This window comes from Shimia biformata (assembly GCF_016888515.1).
Classification (GTDB): Bacteria; Pseudomonadota; Alphaproteobacteria; order Rhodobacterales; family Rhodobacteraceae; genus Shimia_A; species Shimia_A biformata.
Genome location: NZ_JAFEJK010000001.1, coordinates 1,623,827 through 1,647,320, shown reverse-complemented (window position 1 = coordinate 1,647,320; position 23,494 = coordinate 1,623,827). Strand labels below are relative to the sequence as shown.

Sequence of the window (23,494 nt, the reverse complement as noted above, 5' to 3'; positions counted from 1 at the left end):
TGCGCCGCTTTCGGATACATTGTGTCATTGAATGGGGTTTTGGGAAGCGACGTAGCGGCATTTTTGTCGAAAATCGCACAACTCGCGTTCGCTGGCTCACAGCGGGCGCAATTGCCGGACCCTGCGGCGCGCCCTAGATAGGGGGGCGAAAGGAGACACGCATATGTCTATCAGACCCGTTCTCGAGACACGCAAGGCCATTCCCGCGATGGAAGGGGCCGGCGTGCATCTGCACCGCGCCTTCGGGTTCCAGGACCCGAGCGAGCTGGATCCGTTTTTGATGATGGACCACTTTCGCAACGACGATCCGCGCAAATACATGGCCGGGTTTCCGTGGCACCCGCATCGCGGGATCGAGACCATCACCTATGTTCTGGCCGGATCGGTCGAGCATCAGGACAGCCTTGGCAACACCGGCAACCTTGGTGCGGGCGACGTGCAGTGGATGACGGCCGGGTCGGGCATCCTGCACCAGGAAATGCCCGCGCCCGATCCGAAGGGTGTGAACCATGGCTTTCAGCTTTGGGCGAACCTGCCGCGTGATCTGAAGATGACCGATCCGCGCTATCAGGATGTCGAGGCCAAGGAGATTCCCGAGATCACCGAAGACGACGGCACCCGCGTCCGCGTCATCATCGGGTCGTTCTGGGGCAGGACCGGGCCGGTTGACGGTATTGCCGCCGATCCGATGTTCCTGGATATTTCGGTCCCGGCGGGGGTGAAAAAGACCTTCCCGATCGACACACGCCGCCGGGCGTTCGCCTATGTGTTCGAAGGCGACGGGGCCTTTGCCGATGCGTCGAAACCGACAGGTATCCTGCTGGAGAAAGAGGTTGCGGGCGAAGAGGTCAATATCCGTGATATGTCCGGCGACCGCACGCTGATCCGGTTCGGCAATGGGGACGAGGTCACCGTGCAGGCAGGCGAGCGCGGGGTGCGGTTCCTGTTGATCTCGGGCCAGCCGATCCAGGAGCCGGTGGCCTGGCACGGGCCGATCGTGATGAACACGCAGGAAGAGCTGCGTCAGGCTTTTGCCGAGTTGCGCAACGGCACGTTCATCAAGCCCGCGCATTGACCAGACAGGCTGGGGGGCCAGCCCCCCAGTCCTCGCCCCCCTGTCCCCCCGGGGTATTTCGGACCAGCAAAAAGTCAGGGTCTGGGCCAGACCTGCGGGAACCAGTCAGGGCGCAGGTGTTGGCCCTCGGTCATGCCATGGCCAGGAAACGGCGGCGAGGTGCGGCCCGGGCGGGTGACATAGCGCGCATCGTCCCCCACCAGACGCAGTGAAAAGGCGCGGCGGCGCGACGTGGTCTCATTGCCGCGCGCCCCGTGCAGGATGCCATAGTGAAACGCCACGGCGTCGCCCGGTTCCAGCGCCCATTCGCGGATGTCCATGCCTTCGGCATCCGGGTCTGGCACGGGCATGTAATCGGCTTCGTTGGGGTAGAAGTTTTCCTCGGACAGCCAGCGGGTCGGCAGGACCGGCTTCGGCCAGAGATGCGATCCCGCGACACAGCGCAGCGTGGCATCGGTGACCGGATCGACCGGCGCCCAGAAGGAAATGGTCTGACGCCCCTCGACAAAGTAATAGGGGCCGTCCTGATGCCATGGCGTCGGTTTGGACGTCCCCGGTTCCTTGACCAATACGTGATCGTGAAACACCTGCACCTTGCGTGACTGCATCAGGTCGGCGGCGACTTCGGCCACGGGAGAGTCGTGGATGACCGCGGCGAATTCGGGGATGCGCTGCCAGTTGCAATAGTCGTCAAAGAACCGGCCGCCCTCGCCCTTTTTCAGGTTTTCAGCCGCATAGGGCCCCGGCTGTTCCATGTTGGCCGCAATGCCGGCGCGGATCTGGTCGACGTGATCGGCCCAGAGCCCGCGCACGACAACCACGCCGTCGCGCTGATAGGTCTCGATCATCTCGGGCGTGACAAGGGGGTGGGTCATTCGGGGCGGCTTTCCATGGTGCGAACCGGTTTACGTTGCCACGGGAAGCCAGGCGGCAAAAGTGACAATCGCACCCGATCACACCGTGCGCGGCACGGCATGAACACCCATCAAAAGCCGACGGGGGTCGCCTTCGGCGCGCGAAATTTGGACAAGCACGTATGGCGCGAAGACGAGGATCCCCAAAAGGGCTGCCAATCCCGCGATCAGGAAACCACCCAGGGAAAACCCATGACGCCATGCGATCCAAAGCGCCGACAGGACAAGGTAGCAAGCGAAATCAAGGTTGAATTGGCCCTGCCAGCCAAGCGCCATGATCTCGGCCAGAAAAGGTGAGAGAAAGTCGATGCCTTCTTTGCTCATTGCGGCCGTCGTGGTCACGGCGACAATGGCGGTCATGGCAATCAATGTGGTTTTAAGTGTGGTCATTGCGTTCTCCTGGCGGTGCGGCTCAAGGTTTGCGGAATGGTAACGCGTGTCTGATCACGGCAACAATTACCTGAGAGGTAAGTGAATTGCCGCGAGCGACGTGCTAGAACGAGGCATGAGTGATTTTCCCCAGGCTTTGAAGACGTGGCGCTCGGCCCGGCGCTACAGTCAGCTGACCCTGGCGCTGGAAGCGGGGATTTCCAGCCGCCATCTTTCGTTTCTGGAAACCGGACGCGCCAGACCCAGCCGCGAGATGGTGGACCGGCTGGCCGAGTCGCTGCGCCTGCCGCTCGACGCCCACAACCGAATGCTGGTGGCCGCGGGATTTGCCGCCAAGTTCAGTGACCGCGATTGGAGCGACGACCAGATGGCCCCCATCCGTCAAGCGGTTGACCACATGCTGGTTGGTCACATGCCTTTTCCCGGCATCGCCCTGGACCGCTTGTGGACCATTCGGGCGATGAACCGCGCGGCGGCTGCGATCTTTGGCGGACTCGGGCTTGGAGACGGCGACAGTATGTTGGAATTCCTGGCTTCGGATCTCTTGCCCGGTATGATCGAGAACTGGCCAGAGGTTGCCCATCACACGAGCTTGCGCCTGCGCGCAGAAAGCATGGCGCAGGGCGGAATTCCCGAATTCGACAGCATTATCGACCATCTCGACAAAGCCGGCCTGTCAGCCAGGCGCGGCGCAATGCCCGTGGTGCCGACGATCCTGCGCTTTGGCGATCAAAGTCTGGCGATGTTCTCGACCATCGCGCAATTCGGCACCCCCGAGGACATCACGCTGGACGATCTCAGGATCGAACTGTTCTTTCCGATGGACGCGACGACGGCGGCTGCATTTGAAGCCATCTCACTCGGCTAGGGCCAGCCCCTAGGCCGACACTGCCCGGCGCACCATGTCCCAGTAGATGGTTTCGACCTCGTCCAGCGACAGCCGCCCGCCTTCGCGGAACCATGTGTTGACCCCGGTCAGCATGGCAATCACGGCAAGCGTGGCAACCTTGACGTCGGCAACCGCGAAACAGCCCGCCTGTTGCCCTGCGGCAAGGATATTTTCCAGGATATCCTCATAGGCGCCGCGCATGGCCTCGATCCGCGCGAAATTCTCCGAGCTGAGATTGCGCAGTTCCATGTAGGCGATGAAGACCTCGTCAGGCCGGGCCGAGTGATAGCGGATGTGGAATCGGGTGAACCGCTCAAGCGCGGCCACCGGGTCATCCAGCAGAGGCAGGGCGCGCACCTTGGCCAGAAGGTCGCTCAGATGCTCTTCCATGATATCGAACAGAAGGCTCTGCTTGTCGGGAGTATAGTTATATAGCGCGCCCGCCTGCACCCCGACCTCGCGTGCGATCTGGCGCATGGACACGGCGGCATAGCCCTGTTCCGCAAAGAGTTTCAGCGCCGCCGCGCGGACGCGGGGGCCGGTGATATCGGAATGGGAACCTTGGGTGCGTGCCATGCTTTCAGGATTAACTGAACAATCGTTTCTTTAAAAGGGCGACTTGCCCGGAACTCCGAACCGGGGCAAGAAGGGGGCGTTGCCACAAGGAAAACCGATGAAATCCGCGTCACTTGTCCTGTTCCTTTTGTCCTGCGCCGGGTGTTCGCTGACACCCGAGCTGGACGCGACCGTGGGTCTGGACAATGCCAAGGCCCCTTACCCGGCCCTGCAACCGCTGACCGAGTCGGATCTGGCCACCGACACCCAGCTGGATGAGGACAGCGCCGCCGCTTTGGACGCCCGTGCCCGCGAACTCAGGCGCCGGGCTGCCGCGCTTCAGGCGCTGCCGGTTGAATAGGCAGCGCATCTGTTCGCCCGGCTTTTCCCACCCGAGAGCCCCATGCCGCGTTGCACCGCCGCCCGTATCGGGATAGAGGGCTGGCAAACACCGCTTCTACCGAAAGTTTCAAGGAGACCGTGAATGACCAGCCCCTTGCGTCTTGGGATTGCCGGACTGGGCACCGTGGGTGTCGGCGTCGTCCGCATTGTTCGCCAGAAAGCCGATATGCTGGCGGCGCGCACAGGACGGCCGGTTGTGATCACCGCCGTTTCCGCGCGCTCGCGGGACAAGGACCGGGGCGTGTCGCTGACCGATTACGCATGGGAAGACGATCCGGTGAAACTGGCGGTGCGCGACGATGTCGACGTGTTTGTCGAGTTGATGGGCGGGCATGAAGGCGCCGCCAAGGACGCGATCGAGGCCGCGATTGCCGCTGGCAAGGACGTGGTGACGGCGAACAAGGCGCTGCTGGCCCATCACGGGCAGGCGCTGGCCGAGACCGCCGAAGCCGCCGGGCAGGTGATCCGCTTCGAGGCGGCTGTCGCCGGGGGCATCCCGGTCATCAAGGCGCTGACCGAGGGTCTGGCCGGGAACGAAATCACCCGCGTCATGGGCGTGATGAACGGCACCTGCAACTATATCCTGACGCGGATGCAGGATGCGGGGCTTCCATATGACGAGGTCTTTGCCGAGGCCGAGGCGCTAGGCTATCTCGAAGCGGACCCGAACCTTGACGTCGGCGGGATCGATGCGGGGCACAAGCTGTCGCTGTTGTCGGCAATTGCCTTTGGCACCGAGGTCGATTTCGACGGGGTCGAGCTGGAAGGTATCCAGCGCGTGTCGATCGACGACATCCGTCAGGCTGCCGACATGGGGTATCGGATCAAGCTTCTGGGCGTGGCGCAGATGACTGGCCGTGGGCTGGAACAGCGCATGTCGCCCTGTCTTGTCCCCGATGACAGCCCGCTGGGGCAGTTGCAGGGCGGCACCAACATGGTCGTGATCGAGGGCGACGCCGTGGGACAGGTCGTGCTGCGCGGCGCCGGAGCGGGCGAAGGCCCGACCGCCAGCGCGGTGATGGGCGATGTCTGCGATATCGCCCGTGGCTTCCGGCTGACGACCTTTGGACAACCCGCCAGTGAACTGGCCAAGGCCAAGCGCGCGCAGTCGAACTCGCCCGCGCCCTATTACCTGCGCATGTCGCTGAAGGACGTGCCGGGTGCGCTGGCCAAGATCGCCACCGCGCTTGGCGAACATGGCGTCAGCATCGACCGGATGCGCCAGACCCGCCACAACAAGGAAGACGCGCCGGTTCTGATCGTCACGCACAAGACCCAGCGCGCGGCGCTGGATCAGGCGATCGAGGCGATGGGCAGAACCGGGGTCATGACCTCGGAGCCCGTGGCACTTCGGATCGAAACCGTCTAAACATTACGCAAAAGCCAATTCTTCAAGAGGACAGGAAGCCGATGTCTCCCAAAGCCGAATTCCACGACCGTATGCTTTCGCTCGGGCTTGCCCGTGTTGCCGAACAAGCCGCCCTTGCCTCGGCCGACTGGGTTGGACGCGGCAATGAAAAAGCGGCGGATCAGGCCGCCGTCAACGCCATGCGCGAACAGCTGAACCTGCTTGATATCTCGGGTGTGGTGGTGATCGGCGAAGGCGAACGCGACGAAGCCCCGATGCTGTACATCGGCGAAGAGGTCGGCAACGGCAACGGCCCCGGCGTGGATATCGCGCTGGATCCGCTGGAAGGCACCACGCTGACCGCCAAGGACATGCCGAACGCGCTGACGGTGATTGCCATGGGGCCGCGCGGCTCGATGCTGCATGCGCCGGACACCTACATGGAAAAGCTGGCCATCGGTGCGGGCTACCCCGAAGGGCTGGTGACGCTGGACATGCCGCCCGCGACCCGGATTTCGGCGCTGGCCAGCGAAAAGGGCTGTGCGCCCTCGGATATCACCGTCTGCATCCTTGAGCGCCCGCGCCACGAGGACATGATCGCCGAGGTCCGCTCGACCGGAGCGTCGATCCGCCTGATCACCGACGGCGACGTTGCCGGTGTGATGCACTGCGCCGAAAGCCACATCACCGGGATCGACATGTATATGGGCACCGGCGGCGCGCCCGAAGGTGTGCTGGCGGCGGCGGCGCTGAAATGTATGGGCGGGCAGATGTATGGCCGCCTTGTGTTCCGCAACGACGACGAACGTGCCCGCGCTGAACGTGCCGGGATCACCGATTTCGACAAGGTCTATTCCCGTGACGAGATGGTGACGCAGGACGTGATCTTTGCCGCCACCGGCGTGACCAACGGATCGCTGGTGTCGGGCATCAAGCGCGAGCCGGGCTGGATCACCACCGAGACCCTGCTGATGCGCTCGAAATCCGGCTCGGTCCGCCGCATGAGCTATCGCACGCCGGTCGACTCGATCTGATGACGCGCGCGCTGGTCCTGATCGACATTCAGGAGGGGATGGACAGCCCCAAATGGGGCGCGCGCAACAACCCCGACGCAGAAGAAAACGCCGCCCGCCTGCTGGCGGCGTTTCGCAATGCGGGGCTTCCCGTGATCCATGTCCGCCATGAATCGCTGCGCCCAGAAAGCCCGCTGCACCCGTCAAATGGCGGCACCACGATCAAAGCCGTGGTCGCGCCCGAGGGCGACGAACCGGTCCTGACCAAACACACGAACTCTGCCTTCATCGGCACGGATCTTGAGGACCGGCTGCGGGCCGCCAAGGTGGAAAACGTCGTGATTGCAGGGCTTTCGACGCCGCAGTGTATCTCTACCTCGGTGCGGATGTCGGCCAATCTGGGGTTTGACACATGGCTGGCCCATGACGCCTGCGCCGCGTTTGAAACCCATGCCGATGTCTCATGGGGCAACGCCGCCCCCATGAGCGCCGAAGCGATCCACACCGCCGAAGTGTCGATGCTGCATGGCGAGTTCTGCCGCGCCCTGTCCAGCGACGCCATACTGGAGCGGCTATGAGTTTTCTCGGCGTCGAAAGCTCGCTCACCGGGCGGCGGTGGCTGGGACCGGGGGTCGAGACCGAACGTCTGGCCGAACAGCTGGCGCAGACCACCCCCCTGCCGCGCGCCCTGTGCCAGGTGCTGGCGCGGCTGGGCGTGCCGCCGGAAGAGGTCGATGGCTATCTGGAACCGCAGCTGCGCGACCTACTGCCTGATCCGCACAAGCTGAAGGACATGGAAACCGCCGCCAACCGCTTTCGCCGCGCTGTGAAGGCGGGGGAAAGGATCGCGGTCTTTGCCGACTACGATGTCGATGGCGGGTCGTCCGCCGCGCTGCTGATCGCGTGGCTGCGCGCCATGGGGCGCCCGGCCAAGCTTTATGTCCCCGACCGCATCGACGAGGGGTATGGCCCAAATGAGCCCGCCATGGCAGCGCTGGCCAAAGATCATGACCTGATCATCTGCGTCGATTGCGGCACGCTTTCCCACGGCCCGATCGCCGCCGCAAAAGGCGCGGACGTGATCGTGCTGGACCACCACCTGGGCGGCGAAACCCTGCCCGACGCGCTGGCCGTGGTGAACCCGAACCGGCAGGACGAAAGCGGCGACCTTGCCCATCTCTGCGCTGCCGCCGTGGTGTTCCTGTTTCTGGTCGAGGTGAACCGCCAGATGCGGGGAGACGGCGTCACCGGGCCGGACCTGATCGGGATGCTTGACCTTGTCGCGCTGGCAACCGTGGCCGATGTCGCCCCGCTCATCGGGGTCAATCGCGCGCTGGTGCGGCAGGGGTTGAAGATCATGGCGCGCCGCAACCGCCCCGGCCTTGTGGCGCTGGCGGATGTGGCGCGGATGGACAATGCCCCTAACACCTATGCGCTGGGGTTCCTGCTGGGGCCCCGCGTCAATGCCGGCGGCCGCGTCGGGCAGGCCGACCTCGGTGCGCGCATTCTGGCCACCGACGACCCGCACGAGGCGCGCGCGCTGGCGGAACGGCTGGATGACCTCAACAGCGAACGCCGCGAGATCGAGGCCGCCGTGCGCGCCGCGGCCATGGCACAGGCCGAGGAACGCGGGCTGGACGCGCCGCTGGTCTGGGCCGCAGGTGAGGGCTGGCATCCCGGCGTGGTCGGCATCGTCGCCAGCCGCCTGAAAGAGGCCACCAACCGCCCCGCCATCGTGATCGGGCTGGACGGGGACGAGGGCAAGGGCTCTGGCCGCTCGGTCTCGGGCGTGGACCTTGGCGCGTCGATCCAGCGCCTTGCCGCCGAGGGGCTGTTGATCAAGGGCGGCGGGCACAAGATGGCCGCCGGGCTGACCGTCGCGCGCGACCAGCTGGAGGCGGCGATGGCGCGGCTGACGGACCTTCTGGCCAAACAGGGCGCAGGTGCTGCCGGTCCCGCGGACCTGAAACTGGATGGCGCGCTGATGCCGGGTGCCGCGACCGTCGAGCTGATCGAACAGATCGACGCCGCCGGACCGTTCGGCGCCGGCGCCCCCGGCCCGCGCTTTGCCTTCCCCGAGGCCGAGATCCGCTTTGCCAAGCGCGTCGGCGACAGCCACCTGAAAGTGACCATCTCGGACGGGCTGTCCGCCCGCATCGACGCAATTGCCTTTGGCGCATACGACACGGCGCTTGGCCCCGCACTGGAAAACCACGGCGGCAAACGCTTCCACCTGGCGGGCCGGCTTGAGGTCAACACCTGGCAGGGCCGCCAGTCCCCGCAACTGCGACTGGAAGACGCCGCCGAAGCCTGACCCCGCTTCTTTCTTGCCGCAATACTCCGGGGGTGACGCTTGAAAACCGTCACGGTTTTCAAGCGAGGGGGCAGCGCCCCCTGCCCGACCGTCAAAAAATGCCAAACGGGATCAAATTTCCGCTTGCGCCTGCGGGGTGGTTTTACTAGATACCGCCTCACGCTTCGGCACGGCCCGTTCGTCTATCGGTTAGGACGCCAGGTTTTCAACCTGGAAAGAGGGGTTCGATTCCCCTACGGGCTGCCACCGAAGCTGTTTCCGAACATGGATCAAGACCTGACCATCGTTCCCGTGGCCCGTTCGTCTATCGGTTAGGACGCCAGGTTTTCAACCTGGAAAGAGGGGTTCGATTCCCCTACGGGCTGCCACTTTTCTCTCAGTTACCCGGCCAAGTGACGTTGCGTGCCAAGCGCTTCACAACGCTCTGTTTCCGCGTCACTCTGCGGTCAAGGGAGAGAGGCACATGATCGATCAGCAATATATCGGCCACAGGATGCCGCCGCACAGCGCCGTGGTGGAACATGGCCGTCTGAAATTCTTTGCCAAGGCCACGGGCCAGACCGACCCGGTCTATTGGGACAGCGAGGCGGCGAAGGCGGCAGGCCATGCCGACCTGCTTGCTCCACCAACCTTTGCAATCGTTCTGGCGCTGGAAAACGACCGGTCTTTTGCGCTGTTCGACCTGCTTGGAGTCGAGATTGGCCGCGTCCTGCATGGATCGCAGGATTTCCAGTATTTCGCCCCCATCGTCGCCGGGGATACGCTGACCTATCAGGACCGGATCGACAATATCTTTGCCAAGAAGGGCGGCGCGCTTGAGTTCGTGATCCGCAAGACCGAGGTGACGAACCAGCGCGGCGAAAAAGTGGTCGAGATGGCATCGACCATCGTGGTGAGGAACGGATGATGGCACTGACCTTTGACGCGCTTTCTGTCGGCGACACCCTGCCCGACCTTGTGACCGACAAGATCACCCGCACCACGCTTGCGCTTTATTGTGGGGCGTCCGGCGATCACAACCCGATCCATGTCGACATCGACTTCGCCCGCGCGCACGGGATGGAGGATGTCTTTGCCCATGGCATGCTGAACATGGCCTATCTCGGGCGGCTGGTGACGAACTGGGTGCCGCAGTCGGCGATCCGGTCGCTGTCGACCCGCTTCACCGCGATCACCCCGGTCAACACGGTGATGACCTGCACCGGCACTGTCGCGGCAAAACGGGTTGAAGGTGGCGAAAAGCTTGTTGAACTGGACCTCGTCGCCACCGCCTCGGATGGCGAGGTAAAGCTGAAGGGCAGCGCGACGGTTGCGCTGCCGGAATAATGGGAAGGCATCATGGCAAGACTTGAAGGCAAGACAGCCTATGTGACGGGCGGCGGGCGCGGAATTGGCCGCGCGATTGCGCTGAAACTGGCCTCGGAAGGGGCGAATATCGTGGTGAACGACCTTGACGCGGACCCGGCGCAGGAGGTTGCCGAGGCGATCCGCGCGATGGGCGTCAAGGCGCTTGCCCTGCCCGGCTCGGTCACGGAACCGGATTTCGGGGACCGGTTCATCAAGGCCGGGGTCGACGCCTTTGGCGGTGTCGACATCATCGTCAACAACGCGGGCTATACCTTTGATTCGATGATCAACAAGATGTCGGACAGGCAGTTCGACGCGATGATGGACGTGCATCTGAAGGCGCCGTTCCGCATCCTGCGCGCGGCGTCCCATTTCATCATTCCCGCGGCCAAGGAAGAGGCGGCCAATGGCTTCGAGGTGTTCCGCAAGGTGGTCAATATCTCGTCCGTGGCCGGAACCGGCGGCAATATCGGACAGGCGAACTATGCCTCGGCCAAGGCCGGCGTGATCGGGCTGACCAAGACGCTGTCCAAGGAATGGGGGCGCTACAAGGTCAACGTGAACTGCGTCGCCTTCGGCATGATCGCCACGCGGTTGACCGAAGCGGTCGAGGAGAAGACAACGATCAATGTCGAGGGCAACGAGGTCAATATCGGCATCCCCGCCAAGGTCGTCGAAGGGTTCGAGGCGATGATCCCCATCGGACGGTCCGGCACGCCGGAAGAGGCGGCGGGCGGTGTCTATCTGTTCTGCTGCCCCGAGTCGGATTTCGTCTCGGGACAGGTGCTTGTCGTTGGTGGCGGTTTCGCCCTGTAAGATTCGACCTGTAAGTTTCGCCCTGTAACCGGAGGACCGGAATGATCCTTGAAGGCGTCCGTATCATCGAGGTCGAGGGGCTGGGCCCCGGCCCCTTTGCCGCCATGCTGATGGCCGATCTTGGGGCCGACGTGATCGTCGTGCATCGCAAGGGCGGCAAGTCGACACCGGGCATGCCCGAACGGTCGCTTCTGGACCGGGGCAAACGCTCGATCGCGCTGGACCTGAAAGACGTCGATGATCTTGAGGTTTTCCGCAAACTGGTTGCCACGGCAGATGGGTTGATCGAGGGGTTCCGCCCCGGCGTGATGGAAAAGCTCGGGATCGGGCCGGAGGCCTGTCACGCGATCAATCCCGCGCTGGTCTTTGGCCGGATGACCGGCTGGGGACAGGACGGGCCGCTGTCGCGTGCCGCGGGGCATGACCTGAACTATATCTCGATGTCGGGCGCGGCGTGGTTTGCCGGAAATGCAGGCGACGCCCCCTTCACCCCGCCCACACTGGTGGGCGATATCGGCGGCGGGGCGATGTATCTGGCGGTTGGCCTTCTGGCTGGCATCCTGAAGGCGCGCGGCAGTGGTCGGGGCTGTGTCGTGGACGCCGCGATCTATGACGGATCGGCCCATATGATGAACCTGCTCATGACGATGTGGCAGTCCGGCGCCTTTCAGTCGGCGCGGGGTCAGAACCTGCTCGACGGCCCGCATTGGAGCCGCAGCTACCGTTGTCACGATGGCGGGTATATCTCGGTCCAATGCCTTGAGCCGCAGTTCTATGCCGCCTTCCTCGACCTGCTTGGCCTTTCCGACGATCCCGGTTTTGCGCGACAATATGATCGGGCGTCATGGCCCGAACTGACAGAACGGCTGGCGGCGATCTTTGCCACGAAACCGCGTGACGATTGGGCCGCGCTGTTTCTTGGCACCGACGCCTGCGTCGCCCCGGTGCTGAACCCGGAAGAGGCGCGCGACCATGCGATGAACGCCGCCCGTGGGACATGGGTGGAGGCCCACGGCACATTGCAGGCTGCCCCTGCCCCACGGTTTTCGACCGACACTGGCTGGACGGCCCCAGAAAGCCCCACGCGCGGTCAGCATGACGCCGAGATCAGGGCCGAACTGGGGCTTTGACTACTGCGCGAGGCCCAGCGCCTCAAGGTGGGCGACGCTGGCCTGCACCTGATCGAAATCGTTGATCTCGACAATCAGGTGGGGCGCGGATTTGCAGCGTTTCAGCGCCTCGAACACACCAAACCACGGGATATTTCCGCGACCCAGTGGCCAGTGCCGGTCAGCATAGCCATCTGTGTCCTGCAGATGCACATGGCCCAACAGGTCACCGGCATCGGCGATGAACATATCGCAGGTCGGCGCGCCGTCGACCCAATGCGCCCAATGCGCGTGGCCGGTATCGACCGAGAGGCGCAGGGCGGGGCTGTCTGCGGCCTCGACCACGGCGCGGCGGTCGCGGGGGTCGGTGTCCTTGATGTTTTCCAGAACCATCGTGACGCCCATGTCCTCGGCCCGCGCCAGCGCCGGTTTCAGCGTGTCCAGAATCGCGTTGCGCATTCCGTCGCGCAGTTTCGGCGCGCGGTCGAGGTTGGTCTGGTCCCAGCGGTCGTAAGGCGAGTGGATCACCATCTGCACCGCCCCAAGCCGTCCGCAGACATCCAGCGCCATATCCAGCCGCGCCTGCACGATGGGGCGGATGTCGCGGTCCTTCACGTCCAGCTCGAAGCCAGAAAACGGCCCGTGAATACCCAACCGCCCGGACCAGCCGTCCAGCTTCTTTTGGGCCATGTCGATGAACGTGTCGGGTTTTTTCAGGATGTCGGCCATGCAGAACTCGGGCAGTTCAAGGTCCCGGTTCTTTTCAAACAGCCAGTCGCGGTGGCGGTCCAGGTCCAGCACGCTGAGCTGCGCGCCGACAATCGGCAGATCACTCATGAAATCGGTCCCCGTTCTATCCTGCCTGCACCATGGCACAGAGGGTGGCAACGGGGAACATGCAGTTTCTGCGTCATGCGCATGGCGGGTCAGCGCAGGACATGCACCGCGCATTTGGCATGGCGGACGACCCGCGCCGCCGTCGAGCCAAGCAGATAATCCGTCAGGCCGGGGCGATGCGAATGCATCACGATGCAGTCGATCCCGTGTTCTTCGGCATAATCAAGGATCGTGCGCCCGGAATGGCCCGAGACCACGACAACCTTGACATCGGCCCCGCTGACTTCGGACCTGAGCCCATCCTCGACCATGTGCCGTGTCTTTTCCAGCTGGCCCTCGGGCAGTTGCTGGGCGACATATTCGGGGATGGCCTCGACCACGGTCAATGCCGTGATCGACGCCCCCTCATCGGCCAGAAGCCGGGCAATATCAAGCACCTGAGCGGTATGCGGATCGTGATCCACGGCAATCGGCACAAGGATATTTCTATACATGAGCTCCTCCTTTCTTGTCCGCTCCCTTTCTTCGTTCCTCTGGTCAGGACGATGCGCCGGGATCAGCGCACCACATGCACCGCGCATTGGGCATGGCGCACCACGCGCGCGGCGGTCGACCCCAGAAGGTAATCCTGCATGCCCGGACGGTGCGAGGCGACGATGATACAGTCGGGTTTGTTTTCCTCTGCCCAGTCAAGAATGGTGCGGGCGGAATGGCCTTCGACGACCACGGCCTCTGCCCCCGGCAGGTCCGACATGTTCGACAGCGCCGACTTGATGGCCTTCTTGGTCTCGGCACGGGTGTCGGTCGAGATATAGCTGATGGCGTATTGCGGCACCTGCTCCATCACGTGCAGCAAGGTAACCTTGCCGCCCTCGTCCAGCAGCACTTTGGCCACATCCAGCGAAGCCGGTGCATTGCGGTCATCGTCAAAAGAGACCGGAACAAGAATATGTTTGTACATGTCAAAAACTCCTGATGTTTGACAGGAGTGTATGAGAAGCAGCGGATGGCGGCCTTGATTCAGGTCATGTCGCAGCGCGCCGGAATCATCCCTCAGCCATAGGTCTTGGCGACGTCATACATCACCGGCTCGAAGCTGCGGCACAGCAGGTTGATCTTGCGATTGCGCTCGCGCATCTCATCGCTGCGCAGCATGGCCTGGAAATCCTCGCGCCGCTCCCATTGCGAGTAGTTGGCGATCCGGGTCTGCGCGTCGTTGACATGCAATCCGGCCGAGATGAAGCCCGGCTGCTTGGAGATGAACTCGTCATAGGCCGAGGTCAGCGCATCCAGCAGATCCTGGCAGGTTCCGGGGGTCATCTCGAAGGTGGTGATCACGGTTTGGTATTGATTGGATTGGGAAATCTTGGGCATGTGAACGGCTCCTCCTGGGATCAGGTTAGACCACGCCGGGGCGCGGTGGGAAGCGGGAAAACGGCGTCGCGGCGAATGGTTGGCGGGGAATTGAAATTCGACGGCGTTGGCGGCATACTGCGCCCGAGCATTGTCCTGCAAAAGATGACGGCCAAAGATGCCGCGCACGCAGGACGGAAAAAACGAGGCGATGAGGCATTCATGACCAAGGGTCTTTGCGTGGCGCTGGTGGCGCTGATGTTACTTCCCGCAGCGCCGGTAGCGGTGCAGGCCGGGCTGATGGACAAGGCTTGTCTCAAGTCCGACAGGCGTCAGAAATCCCGCCCGCTGTGCAACTGCATCCAGCAGGTCGCCAATCAGACCCTGTCGGTCAAGGATCAGCGCATCGCCGCGACCTTCTTCAATGACCCGCACCGCAGCCAGGAAATCCGCCAGTCCGACAATCGCGCCCATGAAAAGTTCTGGCTGCGCTACAAGGATTTCGGCGGCATCGCCGCGGCAAGCTGTGGCCATCTGGTGAAATAACACCCCCAGCACCATCACATTCCCGAATAAAATACCCGCGCGGGGCATATTGCGGCACTTGCCCCATGCCTTTGGTTTTTTTGTTAAAAAACGGTGGTCGCTTCTTGACCGCAGCCCCGGACAGTTTCACTATTTTGAAAACCACCGGAGGCCAGAATGCTTATCAAGGGCGTCACCCTGAAGGGGCTGGAAGTGTTCGAGGCGCTGGCGGCCAGCGGGTCGGTCGCGCAGGCGGCGCAGGCGACAGGCCTGTCGCAGCCCGCGGTCAGCCAGCAGATCCGAAACCTTGAATCCGCGCTAGGCACGGCGCTGGTGGACCACGGCAAGCGACCCATGTCCCTGACCCCGGCCGGGCGCAGCTTTCTGACACGGGCGCAGACCGCGCTGAGCGAATTGCGGCTGGGGCAATCCGAACTGGCTGTTCTCGATCTTGGCCACCTCAGCACGCTGTCGATGGGGATCATCGACGATTTCGACAATGACCTGACGCCGCGTCTGGCGACGATCCTGGCCGAGACGCTGAATGGCGGGCACCTGACCCTGCTCACTGCGCCGTCGCTGGGAATCACCACCGCGCTGCGGGATCGCAGCCTGCACCTGGGTGTTGCCGCCAGCAGCGGAGAGGTCATCGCCGGCGTGCAGGAAACCCGGCTGGTGCGGGATCCGTTCATTCTGGTCTCTCCGCGCGACACCGCCCCAACGGACGCCATGTCCGGTCTGCCGTTTCTGCGCTATGACGCAGACCAGCTGATAAGCCAGCAGATCGAAACCCAGCTGGCCCGTGCGGGCCAGACCTTCGACGACCATTTCCAGATCGGCAGCCATGTTGCGCTGATGGCACTGGTGGCCAATGGCGCCGGTTGGACCATCACCACCCCGCTTGGCTTCATGCGGGCGGGCCGGTTTCATGACCGGGTCGCGGCCCATCCCCTGCCCTTCGCGCCGTTCACGCGCACGATCTCGCTCTATGCCAGTGCCGACTGGCCCGAGGACGTGCCGGCGACGGTTGCCACAACCCTGCGGGCACTTCTGCGCGAACAGGTTATCGACCCGGCCCGCGCCGCGCTGCCCTGGCTTGGGGACAGCCTGTCGCTGATCGGTGACTAGGGTCAGGACCCATTGATCCTGCGCCACTGGTTTGGCAGATTTTCTGTCTGACCATGATCAGGGCCGCAGGAATAGTCGTTCTATTTCAAGGCCCTGAGAAGCCGTCAGGCTGAAAATCCGCCAAATCCGTCACGCCGAAGGCGTGCCGCTGTTGATTGGCGCTCCTTCGGAGCGACGGACGTCAAACCCGCTTCATCTCAGCGGCTTGGAGCGCTTGGAAATGGAACCACTATTCCCGGCGCGCTCCAAACCCCTGATATTTCGCGGGTTTGGCGCCAGTGATGCAGGATCAATGGGTCCTGACCCTAAACCCCGATATCCCGGCACAACCCTTTGGCGCAAAGCTCGATCAGGTCCAGCGCGCCGTCGAAATCGCGGGTGTAATAGGGGTCAGGCACCTCATCCATACCCGTATCCGGGGCGTAATCGGTGAACAGGCGCACGGGCGTTGTGCTGTCTTTGGGCCGCAGACGCTCGATATTGGCGATGTTGCTGGCATCCATGCCGATAATGAGGTCGAAACGGTCGAAATCGCGGGCTGAAAATTGCCGCGCACGCAGGTCGGACAGGTCATAGCCCCGCGCGCGGGCGGCGTCCTGCATCGGGCCATAGGGCGGTTCCCCCACGTGCCAGCTGCCGGTCCCGGCGCTGTCGGTGGCGCAGCCATGGGCGATCTGACGAAACACCCCTTCGGCGGCCGGAGACCGGCAGATATTGCCAAGGCAGACAAAGAGGACATTCATCGGCGCGCTCCTTTTCCTCCACCCTTGCCCGATCCGGCCACGATTGCCAAGGTAGCGGCGCAAGATCGGAGGGCGGCATGGCGGCAGACAAGATCGTGATCCTGACGGGCGCGGGCATTTCGGCGGAAAGCGGGCTGGGCACGTTCCGCGACGAAGGCGGGCTTTGGTCGCAACACCGGATCGAGGACGTGGCTACGCCCGAAGGGTTCGCCCGTGACCCCGACCTTGTGCATGGCTTCTACAACGCCCGCCGCCAGCACGCGGCAAAGGCCACCCCCAACGCCGCGCACACCGCGCTGGCCACGCTAGAGGCGAAGCATCCCGGCGAAGTGGTGATCGTGACCCAGAATGTCGACGGCCTGCACGAAGCCGCCGGATCGCGCAACGTGCTGCACATGCATGGCCGTCTGGCAGGCGCGCTCTGTGCCGCCTGCGACGCGCGGTGGGAGGCCCCGCCCGAGATGCACAAGCCCGATCCCTGCCCCACCTGCGGCGCGCCCGCCACCCGGCCCGACGTGGTCTGGTTCGGCGAGATGCCCTATTACATGGATGACATCTGGGCGCATCTTGCCTCGGCTGACGTCTTTGCCGCCATTGGCACCTCGGGCGAGGTCTATCCCGCCGCCGCCTTTGTGCGCGATGCCGCCATGGGCGGCGCGCATACGATCGAGATCAACCTCGCGCCCTCGTCCACCGTATCCGATTTTGCCGAGACCTGTTTCGGCAAGGCGACCGAAACCGTCCCGGCCTGGGTTGCCAGCGAATTGAAACGCGCCGCGGGCCGTTAGGTCAGGAACGAAAAAGGCCGGGATACACCCCGGCCTTTTCTTGTTTTACTTTTGGGAAGAACCACTTAGCTGTCGTTCTTCATCTTATGGCCGGAATGGTCCCCCGAGGGATTCATGGCCCCATGATCTGCTTTGCGGTCAAGATCGACGGGAATTTCGACGGTCACGTCGCCTGCCTTCTCAAAACTCAGGGTCACGGTAACGCTGTCGCCATGGTCCAACCCCGTCTTGAGCCCCATGAACATCACGTGATCGCCGCCCCGCTTCAGCATGTGTTTTCCACCGGCGGGGATGGCAAAACCATCCTCGACATGCATCATCTTCATATTGCCATTGCCGTCATCCTTGTGGGTATGCAGTTCCACCCGGGCGGCAATGTCGGACGAAACGCCGACCAGTTGGTCATCTTCGGCTCCGGTGTTTTCGATCACCATGAAGGCGGCGCCGGATTTCGACATCTTGGTCGAAACACGGGCATATGCATCGCTGACCGAAATGACGCTGTCGGCAAAGGCGGGCATGGCAAGGGTCGCTGCGGTCAGGGCAGCAAGGGTGAAAGTCTTGAAGGACATCGGTAATCTCCTGCGTGTAAAGGTCCTGTCAGGTCGGTTGAGATGACTTACAGGATCGCAGGTGGCCCCCGTGCTTTGGCGGTTCTGGGGGTCAGCCCCTCGGAACGGGGTGCGGGGGCGGACAGAATCGTCGTGAACCGAAGCGCAACCGGCGGCGCGACCGCCTCGGTCGGGGCCACGTGATCAAGCAATGACAGGCTGAAATCCGGGCAGATATGGCTTTCGCCGGTGGGCTGGCCGTCGGCATCCATCGCCACCATGACCGGGCCGGTACCGGTGCAAAGCTCCATCCAGCCCGCCGCACCGGGCATGCCACGCGCAATGGCCATGCTGTGCCCCGTCAGGACCAGCGCAGCGACCAGAATCGCCGAGAGATATGCGCGCATCGCGTTCATGGCGCGGACCCTAGACCGGTTTTCCCGGACATGGAAAGCGGCAAAAGGAAACAGCCCCGCCGGAGACCGGCAGGGCTGACTTCACTGTCCGATTACGTCAGGCAGATCAGGCGTTTGCGGCCTGTGCCTTGGCAATCTCTTTTTTCACTTTCAGCGCGTTGGCCGACAGCTCTTCGTCCTTGGCTTTCGCAAGGAAGGCGTCCAGACCACCGCGGTGATCGACGCTGCGCAGAGCCGAGGCCGAAATGCGCAGCTTCACGCCACGGCCCAGGGTTTCCGATTGCAGGGTGACGTCGTTCAGGTTGGGCAGGAAACGACGTTTGGTTTTGTTGTTGGCGTGGCTGACATTGTTGCCAGTCATCGGGCCTTTACCGGTCAGTTCGCAGCGGCGCGACATGGGTTCATCCTCGTCTTAACGGTCCACGGGGGTGGACCCCGTCAATGCAAAGGGGCGCCGCCAAGGACAGCGCCCGAAAACTCGTTTGGCGTCTTTAGGCCCGTTTTCCGGGGGCGTCAAGTGATTCACCGCGAAGATATCCACATCGCCACCAACTTGGCCGCCCCGGGCGATGGCGAAAAGGGGCATTGCCCCTCTGCCCGCCCATGGCGGCCATTCACCCCAAGGTATTTGAAGAAAGAGAAAGCGGCTTTTTTCTGGTCAAAAATACCCCTGCCCGACCGTGCGGGTCATTGACCAAGTTTCAGGTTTGCCAGGATCTCGTCCGCGGCGCGGGTCGGGGTCAGGCGGCCTTCAGCCACATCCTCGGACAGGCGGGTGATGCGTTGGCGGGTGTCGCCCTCATCCAGTCGCGCCAGCAGGCCCTGGCGCAACTCCTCGATGAACCAGTGCTGCGCCTGTTCCGCGCGGCGGCGGGCCCAGTGGCCGGTGTCGCGGCGCCAGGTCGCCAGGGCCTGCATCTCGGTCCAGGCTTTTTCGAGCCCGTCCTCCTGCAAGGCCGAGACGGTCATCGCCTTGGGGAAGCCTTCGGGGTCGCGCGCGCGTTTGCGCAGCAGGCGCAGCGCCCCGGAATAGTCGGCACAGGTGCGGGTGGCGGTGGCCTTCAGGTCGCCGTCAGCCTTGTTCACGAGGATGATGTCGGCCATTTCCATGATGCCGCGTTTCACACCCTGCAATTCGTCCCCGCCGGCAGGCGCCAGCAGCAAGAGGAACAGGTCGGCCATTTCCGCCACCATGGTTTCCGACTGGCCGACGCCGACGGTTTCGATCAGCACGACGTCGAACCCCGCCGCCTCGCACAGCGCGATCGCCTCGCGGGTGCGGCGCGCGACGCCGCCGAGGTGGGTCTGGCTGGGTGACGGGCGGATGAAGGCATTGGGATCGCGGCTGAGACGTTCCATCCGGGTCTTGTCGCCCAGGATCGAGCCGCCAGAGCGGGTCGAGGACGGATCCACCGCAAGGACCGCCACCCGCAGCCCCTGCGCGGTCAGCATCATGCCGAAGCTTTCGATGAAGGTGGATTTGCCCACACCGGGCGTGCCGGAGAGCCCGACCCGGATGGCTTCGCGGCCCGTATCCTTGAGCGCCTCAAGCAGTTCGCCCGCCTGTGCGCGATGATCCGCCCGCGCACTTTCGACCAGCGTGATCGCCCTTGCCAGCGCCCGGCGGTCCTGATTCACTATCTTGTCACGAAGCTCCGCGATATTCATAAGCCAGATCCCGTTTCAAAGTTCCGCTTTCATGCCCCGCATCCCCCGCCAATGTCCAGCCTTTGCCACCCGGCGACGATCAGGGTCGCTACCATGGGTCGCGGCCATTCTGTTGTCGGCGGCCCCGGCAGCCGCAGAACAGGTCTGGAGCACGCATGTCTTCGGGCTGAAGGTGGGTGAGTTTCGCATGTCGGTGGAAACCCGCGACGCGACCTATCGCGGCAGTGGGTTGTTCCGCACCGTCGGTCTGGCCGACCTGCTGCGCCATGTCGCGTTTTCCGTCAGCGGCGATGGCCGGGTGCGCAATGGCCGCCTTTTGCCCGAACGTTATCGCGGCCGGATCAACACCGGACGCCGGGAATCGGAAACCGAGCTGGCCATGTCCGGCACCCTGCCCCGCAAGGTGGCCGGAAACGGAGAGCCTGCCGTGCCAATCCCGCCCCCCATCCTGAAGGGGTCCAGGGATCCGTTTGCGATCCTGGCCGAAATCCTGCTGGATCGCGACGGCGAAACGCCCTGCACCTTTCAGGAAAAGGTGTTCGACGGCACCCGCGTCGCTGAGATCACGCTGATGACCGAGGACCGCGACGGCGATGTCGTTGTCTGTTCGGGCAGCTACACACGGATAGGCGGCTATTCGCAGGATGAACTGGACGAGATGACCGTCTCGCCGATCTCGGTCACCTATTCGGGTCAGTCGGGTGCGTGGCGGGCCGAACGGATCGACGCGGTGACCCGTCAGGGCAAGGCGACGCTGATCCGGCGAGAGTAACGCGCGCATTGGCGGGCTGGACCTTCCTCTATTGCACGCCGATAAGGGGGCATGACGCCTGACCGCCTGCCCATTCACGACGCCATCCGCCCCCTGCTTGATGCTTTGTCGACGCGGGCGCGCGCGGTGTTGCAGGCGCCGCCCGGCGCGGGCAAGACGACGGTTGTGCCGCTTGAAATTCTCAAGGCGGGTCTGTCGCAGGGACGCATCCTGATGCTGGAACCGCGCCGGCTGGCGGCGCGCACCGCGGCCGAGCGCATGGCCGACACGCTGGGCGAGACACCCGGCGACACTGTGGGCTATCGCGTACGGGGCGACGCGCGGATCGGCCCCAGGACTCGGATCGAAGTGGTGACCGAGGGCATCCTGACGCGCATGATCCAGTCCGACCCGGAACTGAGCGGCGTGGGGGCGGTGATCTTTGACGAGTTCCACGAACGGTCGCTCAATGCCGATCTGGGGCTGGCCCTGTGCCTTGAGATCGCCGGGGCGCTGCGCGATGACCTGATCCTTCTGGCAATGTCGGCAACGCTGGATGCCGGGCCGGTGGCGGCGCTGATGGGGGATGTGCCGGTCATCACATCGGAAGGACGGACATTCCCGGTCGAGACCCGCTGGCTGGACACGCCCGTGCCGAAGGGCACCCGCACCGAGCAGGCGGTTGCGCGTCTGGTGGAACGGGCGGTTGCCGAAACAACCGGCGGTGTGCTGGTCTTCCTGCCCGGCGAAGGCGAGATCCGCCGGGTCGAATCCGCCCTGCGCCTGCCATCCGATTGCATCGTGCAGCCGCTGTTCGGCGCGATGCCCTTTGACAAGCAGCGCGCCGCGATCCGGCCCGCCGGGACGGGCCGCAAGGTGGTGCTGGCCACCTCGATCGCCGAGACATCGCTGACCATCGAGGACATCCGCGTCGTGGTCGATGGCGGGCTGGCGCGGCGGGCGCGGTTCGATCCCGGCTCGGGCATGTCGCGGCTGGTGACCGAGCGCGTGACCCGCGCCGAGGCCGACCAGCGGCGTGGCCGTGCGGGGCGCGTGGCGGACGGCACCTGTTACCGGCTGTGGACCAAAGGAGAGGAAGGCGGCCTGCCGCCCTTCCCGCCAGCCGAGATCGAGGCCGCCGACCTGACCGGGCTGGCGCTGGAACTTGCATTGTGGGGGGCGGAACCGGGCGACCTGCCCTTTTTGACCCAGCCGCCGCCGGTCAGCATGGCCGAGGCGCGCGGGGTGTTGCGCATGCTGGGCGCGCTTGACGGGCAGGACCGGATCACGGCCCATGGCAAGGCGCTGGCGGCTTTGCCGCTGCATCCGCGGCTGGGGCATATGCTAACGGTGGCGGGTCGTCAGGCCGCACCTTTGGCGGCACTTCTGGCGGCGCGCGACCCGCTGTCGCGCGGGGCGCCGGTGGACCTGTCGCTGCGCGTCGAGGCGTTGACCGACCCCAAGGGCTTTGCCGAGCGGCGGTCTTTTGCGGTGAACCGGGCCGCGATCCATCAGATCCGGGACGAAGCAAAGCGACTGTCTCGGCAGACGGTCGAAGCGCCGAAACTGGGCCTGCCGGAAATGGCCGCCCTTGCCTATCCCGACCGGATCGGGCGGCACCGCAAGGGCGACGCCCCGCGTTTCGTGCTGGCGGGTGGCAAAGGGGCGGTTCTGGATGACGGTGACCCGCTGGCGGGGGCGCGCTTTGTCGTTGTCACCGACACTGACGGCAACCCGCGCGAAGCAAAGGTCCGACAGGCGATCCAGATCACCGAGGGCGAGATCCGGGCGCAGTTTGCCGACCAGATTGCATGGGTCGATATCTGCGAGTGGTCATCCCGCGAACGCCGCGTCGTTGCCCGCCGCCGCGAAATGCTGGGCGCGGTCACGCTGGATGACCGGGTGTGGAAGGACGTGCCATCGGAGGCGGTGGCAAAGGCCATGCTGGACGGCGTGCGCGATCTCGGGCTGACGTTGCCCCCCGCCGCCCGACGTTTTGTCGCGCGGGTCGAGATGCTGCGCGCCGCCGGGCACGACCTGCCCGATATGTCGGCGGAGGCATTGATGGCTCAGGCCGGGGACTGGTTGCTGCCGCATCTGACCGGGGTAAGGACGGCCGCGGACTGGAAAGGCTTTGATCCGCTGGATGCGCTGCGCGCGCGGCTTTCGTGGGATCAGATGCAGGTGGTTGACCGGCTGGCCCCTGCCCATTTCACCACGCCGCTGGGACGCCATATCCCGATCGACTATGACAGCGACCCGCCTGAAATCAGCCTGCGCCTGCAAGAGATGTTTGGCCAGACCAGCCACCCCACGGTGGGGCGCACGGCGTTGAAAGTCACCCTGCTGTCCCCAGCCGGACGGCCGGTGCAGACCACCACGGATATCCCCGGTTTCTGGGCCTCGTCCTATGCGGATGTGCGCAAGGACATGCGCGGGCGTTATCCCAAGCACCCCTGGCCCGAGGACCCGACCCAGGCCGACCCGACCCTGCGGGCGAAACCGCGCAAGCGCTGACCCCTTTTGGGCGAGCGATTTGTATTCCCTGCCCGGATAACGTAT

Annotated in this window: 28 protein-coding genes and 2 tRNA genes; 18 read left to right on the top strand and 12 right to left on the bottom strand. The window is 64.2% G+C overall.

Going from position 1 to position 23,494, the window contains the following annotated elements; translation table 11 throughout:
• Positions 1-163: 163 nt before the first annotated feature.
• The gene (locus tag JQ863_RS07960) at positions 164-1,075 is read left to right on the top strand and encodes a pirin family protein (RefSeq protein ID WP_204113760.1); all 912 of its coding nucleotides are present in this window, start codon (positions 164-166) and stop codon (positions 1,073-1,075) included.
• Positions 1,076-1,149: 74 nt separating this feature from the next.
• Here JQ863_RS07960 and JQ863_RS07955 read toward each other — a convergent pair whose 3' ends face one another.
• Entirely contained in the window at positions 1,150-1,950 is an 801-nt protein-coding gene (locus JQ863_RS07955) for a phytanoyl-CoA dioxygenase family protein (RefSeq protein ID WP_204113759.1), read from the bottom strand.
• Positions 1,951-2,028: 78 nt separating this feature from the next.
• Complete coding sequence (locus JQ863_RS07950) at positions 2,029-2,379, bottom strand: hypothetical protein (RefSeq protein ID WP_204113758.1); 351 nt, start codon at positions 2,377-2,379, stop codon at positions 2,029-2,031.
• Positions 2,380-2,494: 115 nt separating this feature from the next.
• On the opposite strand from JQ863_RS07950, the gene JQ863_RS07945 reads away from it, so the two are divergent.
• Positions 2,495-3,247, top strand: coding sequence for a helix-turn-helix domain-containing protein (locus JQ863_RS07945; RefSeq protein ID WP_204113757.1), 753 nt, complete (start codon positions 2,495-2,497; stop codon positions 3,245-3,247).
• A gap of 9 nt (positions 3,248-3,256) precedes the next feature.
• On the opposite strand, the gene JQ863_RS07940 is transcribed toward JQ863_RS07945, so the two are convergent.
• Positions 3,257-3,844 carry a TetR/AcrR family transcriptional regulator gene (locus tag JQ863_RS07940; protein WP_204113756.1) on the bottom strand — a complete coding sequence of 196 codons (588 nt, stop codon included), beginning with the start codon at positions 3,842-3,844 and terminating at the stop codon, positions 3,257-3,259.
• 97 nt (positions 3,845-3,941) lie between these two features.
• Between JQ863_RS07940 and JQ863_RS07935 the strand changes: the two genes are divergently transcribed.
• From JQ863_RS07935 to JQ863_RS07885, 11 genes are all read left to right on the top strand, one after another.
• On the top strand, positions 3,942-4,184 hold the full coding sequence (locus tag JQ863_RS07935) for a hypothetical protein (protein WP_204113755.1): 243 nt from the start codon (positions 3,942-3,944) through the stop codon (positions 4,182-4,184).
• A gap of 123 nt (positions 4,185-4,307) precedes the next feature.
• Positions 4,308-5,594: a homoserine dehydrogenase gene (locus tag JQ863_RS07930; protein WP_204113754.1), complete on the top strand. Its 1,287-nt coding sequence runs from the start codon at positions 4,308-4,310 to the stop codon at positions 5,592-5,594.
• A gap of 41 nt (positions 5,595-5,635) precedes the next feature.
• A complete protein-coding gene (gene glpX, locus JQ863_RS07925; protein ID WP_204113753.1) occupies positions 5,636-6,607 on the top strand; it encodes a class II fructose-bisphosphatase in 972 nt (323 codons plus the stop codon).
• On the top strand, positions 6,607-7,164 hold the full coding sequence (locus JQ863_RS07920; RefSeq protein ID WP_204113752.1) for a cysteine hydrolase family protein: 558 nt from the start codon (positions 6,607-6,609) through the stop codon (positions 7,162-7,164). Before glpX ends, JQ863_RS07920 begins: the two co-directional genes overlap by 1 nt.
• Positions 7,161-8,900 carry a single-stranded-DNA-specific exonuclease RecJ gene (gene recJ, locus JQ863_RS07915; RefSeq protein ID WP_204113751.1) on the top strand — a complete coding sequence of 580 codons (1,740 nt, stop codon included), beginning with the start codon at positions 7,161-7,163 and terminating at the stop codon, positions 8,898-8,900. Before JQ863_RS07920 ends, recJ begins: the two co-directional genes overlap by 4 nt.
• A 171-nt stretch (positions 8,901-9,071) precedes the next feature.
• Positions 9,072-9,146: transfer RNA gene (locus JQ863_RS07910), tRNA-Glu, on the top strand.
• 47 nt (positions 9,147-9,193) lie between these two features.
• A tRNA-Glu gene (locus JQ863_RS07905) sits at positions 9,194-9,268 on the top strand.
• 95 nt (positions 9,269-9,363) lie between these two features.
• Positions 9,364-9,807, top strand: a complete 444-nt coding sequence (locus tag JQ863_RS07900; RefSeq protein WP_204113750.1) for a MaoC family dehydratase N-terminal domain-containing protein — start codon at positions 9,364-9,366, stop codon at positions 9,805-9,807.
• On the top strand, positions 9,807-10,226 hold the full coding sequence (locus JQ863_RS07895; RefSeq protein ID WP_239113234.1) for a MaoC family dehydratase: 420 nt from the start codon (positions 9,807-9,809) through the stop codon (positions 10,224-10,226). Before JQ863_RS07900 ends, JQ863_RS07895 begins: the two co-directional genes overlap by 1 nt.
• 12 nt (positions 10,227-10,238) lie before the next feature.
• Complete coding sequence (locus JQ863_RS07890; protein ID WP_204113748.1) at positions 10,239-11,063, top strand: SDR family NAD(P)-dependent oxidoreductase; 825 nt, start codon at positions 10,239-10,241, stop codon at positions 11,061-11,063.
• A gap of 44 nt (positions 11,064-11,107) precedes the next feature.
• Complete coding sequence (locus JQ863_RS07885; protein ID WP_204115096.1) at positions 11,108-12,193, top strand: CoA transferase; 1,086 nt, start codon at positions 11,108-11,110, stop codon at positions 12,191-12,193.
• Here JQ863_RS07885 and JQ863_RS07880 read toward each other — a convergent pair whose 3' ends face one another.
• From JQ863_RS07880 to JQ863_RS07865, 4 genes are all read right to left on the bottom strand, one after another.
• Positions 12,194-13,009 (bottom strand): sugar phosphate isomerase/epimerase family protein, encoded by an 816-nt coding sequence (locus JQ863_RS07880; protein ID WP_204113747.1) that lies wholly within the window; start codon positions 13,007-13,009, stop codon positions 12,194-12,196.
• 89 nt (positions 13,010-13,098) lie between these two features.
• Positions 13,099-13,503, bottom strand: coding sequence for a universal stress protein (locus JQ863_RS07875; RefSeq protein ID WP_204113746.1), 405 nt, complete (start codon positions 13,501-13,503; stop codon positions 13,099-13,101).
• Between the two features lie 62 nt (positions 13,504-13,565).
• Positions 13,566-13,970: a universal stress protein gene (locus JQ863_RS07870; RefSeq protein WP_204113745.1), complete on the bottom strand. Its 405-nt coding sequence runs from the start codon at positions 13,968-13,970 to the stop codon at positions 13,566-13,568.
• A gap of 92 nt (positions 13,971-14,062) precedes the next feature.
• Positions 14,063-14,383, bottom strand: coding sequence for an antibiotic biosynthesis monooxygenase family protein (locus JQ863_RS07865; protein WP_204113744.1), 321 nt, complete (start codon positions 14,381-14,383; stop codon positions 14,063-14,065).
• Between the two features lie 201 nt (positions 14,384-14,584).
• On the opposite strand from JQ863_RS07865, the gene JQ863_RS07860 reads away from it, so the two are divergent.
• On the top strand, positions 14,585-14,908 hold the full coding sequence (locus JQ863_RS07860) for a hypothetical protein (RefSeq protein WP_204113743.1): 324 nt from the start codon (positions 14,585-14,587) through the stop codon (positions 14,906-14,908).
• 156 nt (positions 14,909-15,064) lie between these two features.
• Positions 15,065-16,015, top strand: a complete 951-nt coding sequence (locus JQ863_RS07855; RefSeq protein ID WP_204113742.1) for a LysR family transcriptional regulator — start codon at positions 15,065-15,067, stop codon at positions 16,013-16,015.
• A 305-nt stretch (positions 16,016-16,320) separates the two neighbouring features.
• Here the strand turns inward: JQ863_RS07855 and JQ863_RS07850 are convergent, their stop codons facing one another.
• A complete protein-coding gene (locus tag JQ863_RS07850) occupies positions 16,321-16,758 on the bottom strand; it encodes a low molecular weight protein-tyrosine-phosphatase (protein ID WP_204113741.1) in 438 nt (145 codons plus the stop codon).
• Between the two features lie 77 nt (positions 16,759-16,835).
• Between JQ863_RS07850 and JQ863_RS07845 the strand changes: the two genes are divergently transcribed.
• Positions 16,836-17,546, top strand: a complete 711-nt coding sequence (locus JQ863_RS07845; protein ID WP_204113740.1) for an NAD-dependent deacylase — start codon at positions 16,836-16,838, stop codon at positions 17,544-17,546.
• 65 nt (positions 17,547-17,611) lie between these two features.
• On the opposite strand, the gene JQ863_RS07840 is transcribed toward JQ863_RS07845, so the two are convergent.
• From JQ863_RS07840 to meaB, 4 genes are all read right to left on the bottom strand, one after another.
• Complete coding sequence (locus JQ863_RS07840) at positions 17,612-18,118, bottom strand: copper chaperone PCu(A)C (RefSeq protein WP_204113739.1); 507 nt, start codon at positions 18,116-18,118, stop codon at positions 17,612-17,614.
• Positions 18,119-18,165: 47 nt separating this feature from the next.
• Complete coding sequence (locus JQ863_RS07835) at positions 18,166-18,513, bottom strand: hypothetical protein (RefSeq protein WP_239113232.1); 348 nt, start codon at positions 18,511-18,513, stop codon at positions 18,166-18,168.
• A 106-nt stretch (positions 18,514-18,619) separates the two neighbouring features.
• The gene (gene rpmB / locus JQ863_RS07830) at positions 18,620-18,910 is read right to left on the bottom strand and encodes a 50S ribosomal protein L28 (RefSeq protein ID WP_204113738.1); all 291 of its coding nucleotides are present in this window, start codon (positions 18,908-18,910) and stop codon (positions 18,620-18,622) included.
• 290 nt (positions 18,911-19,200) lie between these two features.
• Entirely contained in the window at positions 19,201-20,181 is a 981-nt protein-coding gene (meaB, locus tag JQ863_RS07825; protein WP_204113737.1) for a methylmalonyl Co-A mutase-associated GTPase MeaB, read from the bottom strand.
• A gap of 31 nt (positions 20,182-20,212) precedes the next feature.
• Between meaB and JQ863_RS07820 the strand changes: the two genes are divergently transcribed.
• The gene (locus tag JQ863_RS07820) at positions 20,213-20,953 is read left to right on the top strand and encodes a DUF3108 domain-containing protein (RefSeq protein ID WP_204113736.1); all 741 of its coding nucleotides are present in this window, start codon (positions 20,213-20,215) and stop codon (positions 20,951-20,953) included.
• 51 nt (positions 20,954-21,004) lie between these two features.
• Positions 21,005-23,449 carry an ATP-dependent helicase HrpB gene (gene hrpB, locus JQ863_RS07815; RefSeq protein ID WP_204113735.1) on the top strand — a complete coding sequence of 815 codons (2,445 nt, stop codon included), beginning with the start codon at positions 21,005-21,007 and terminating at the stop codon, positions 23,447-23,449.
• Positions 23,450-23,494 lie beyond the last annotated feature (45 nt).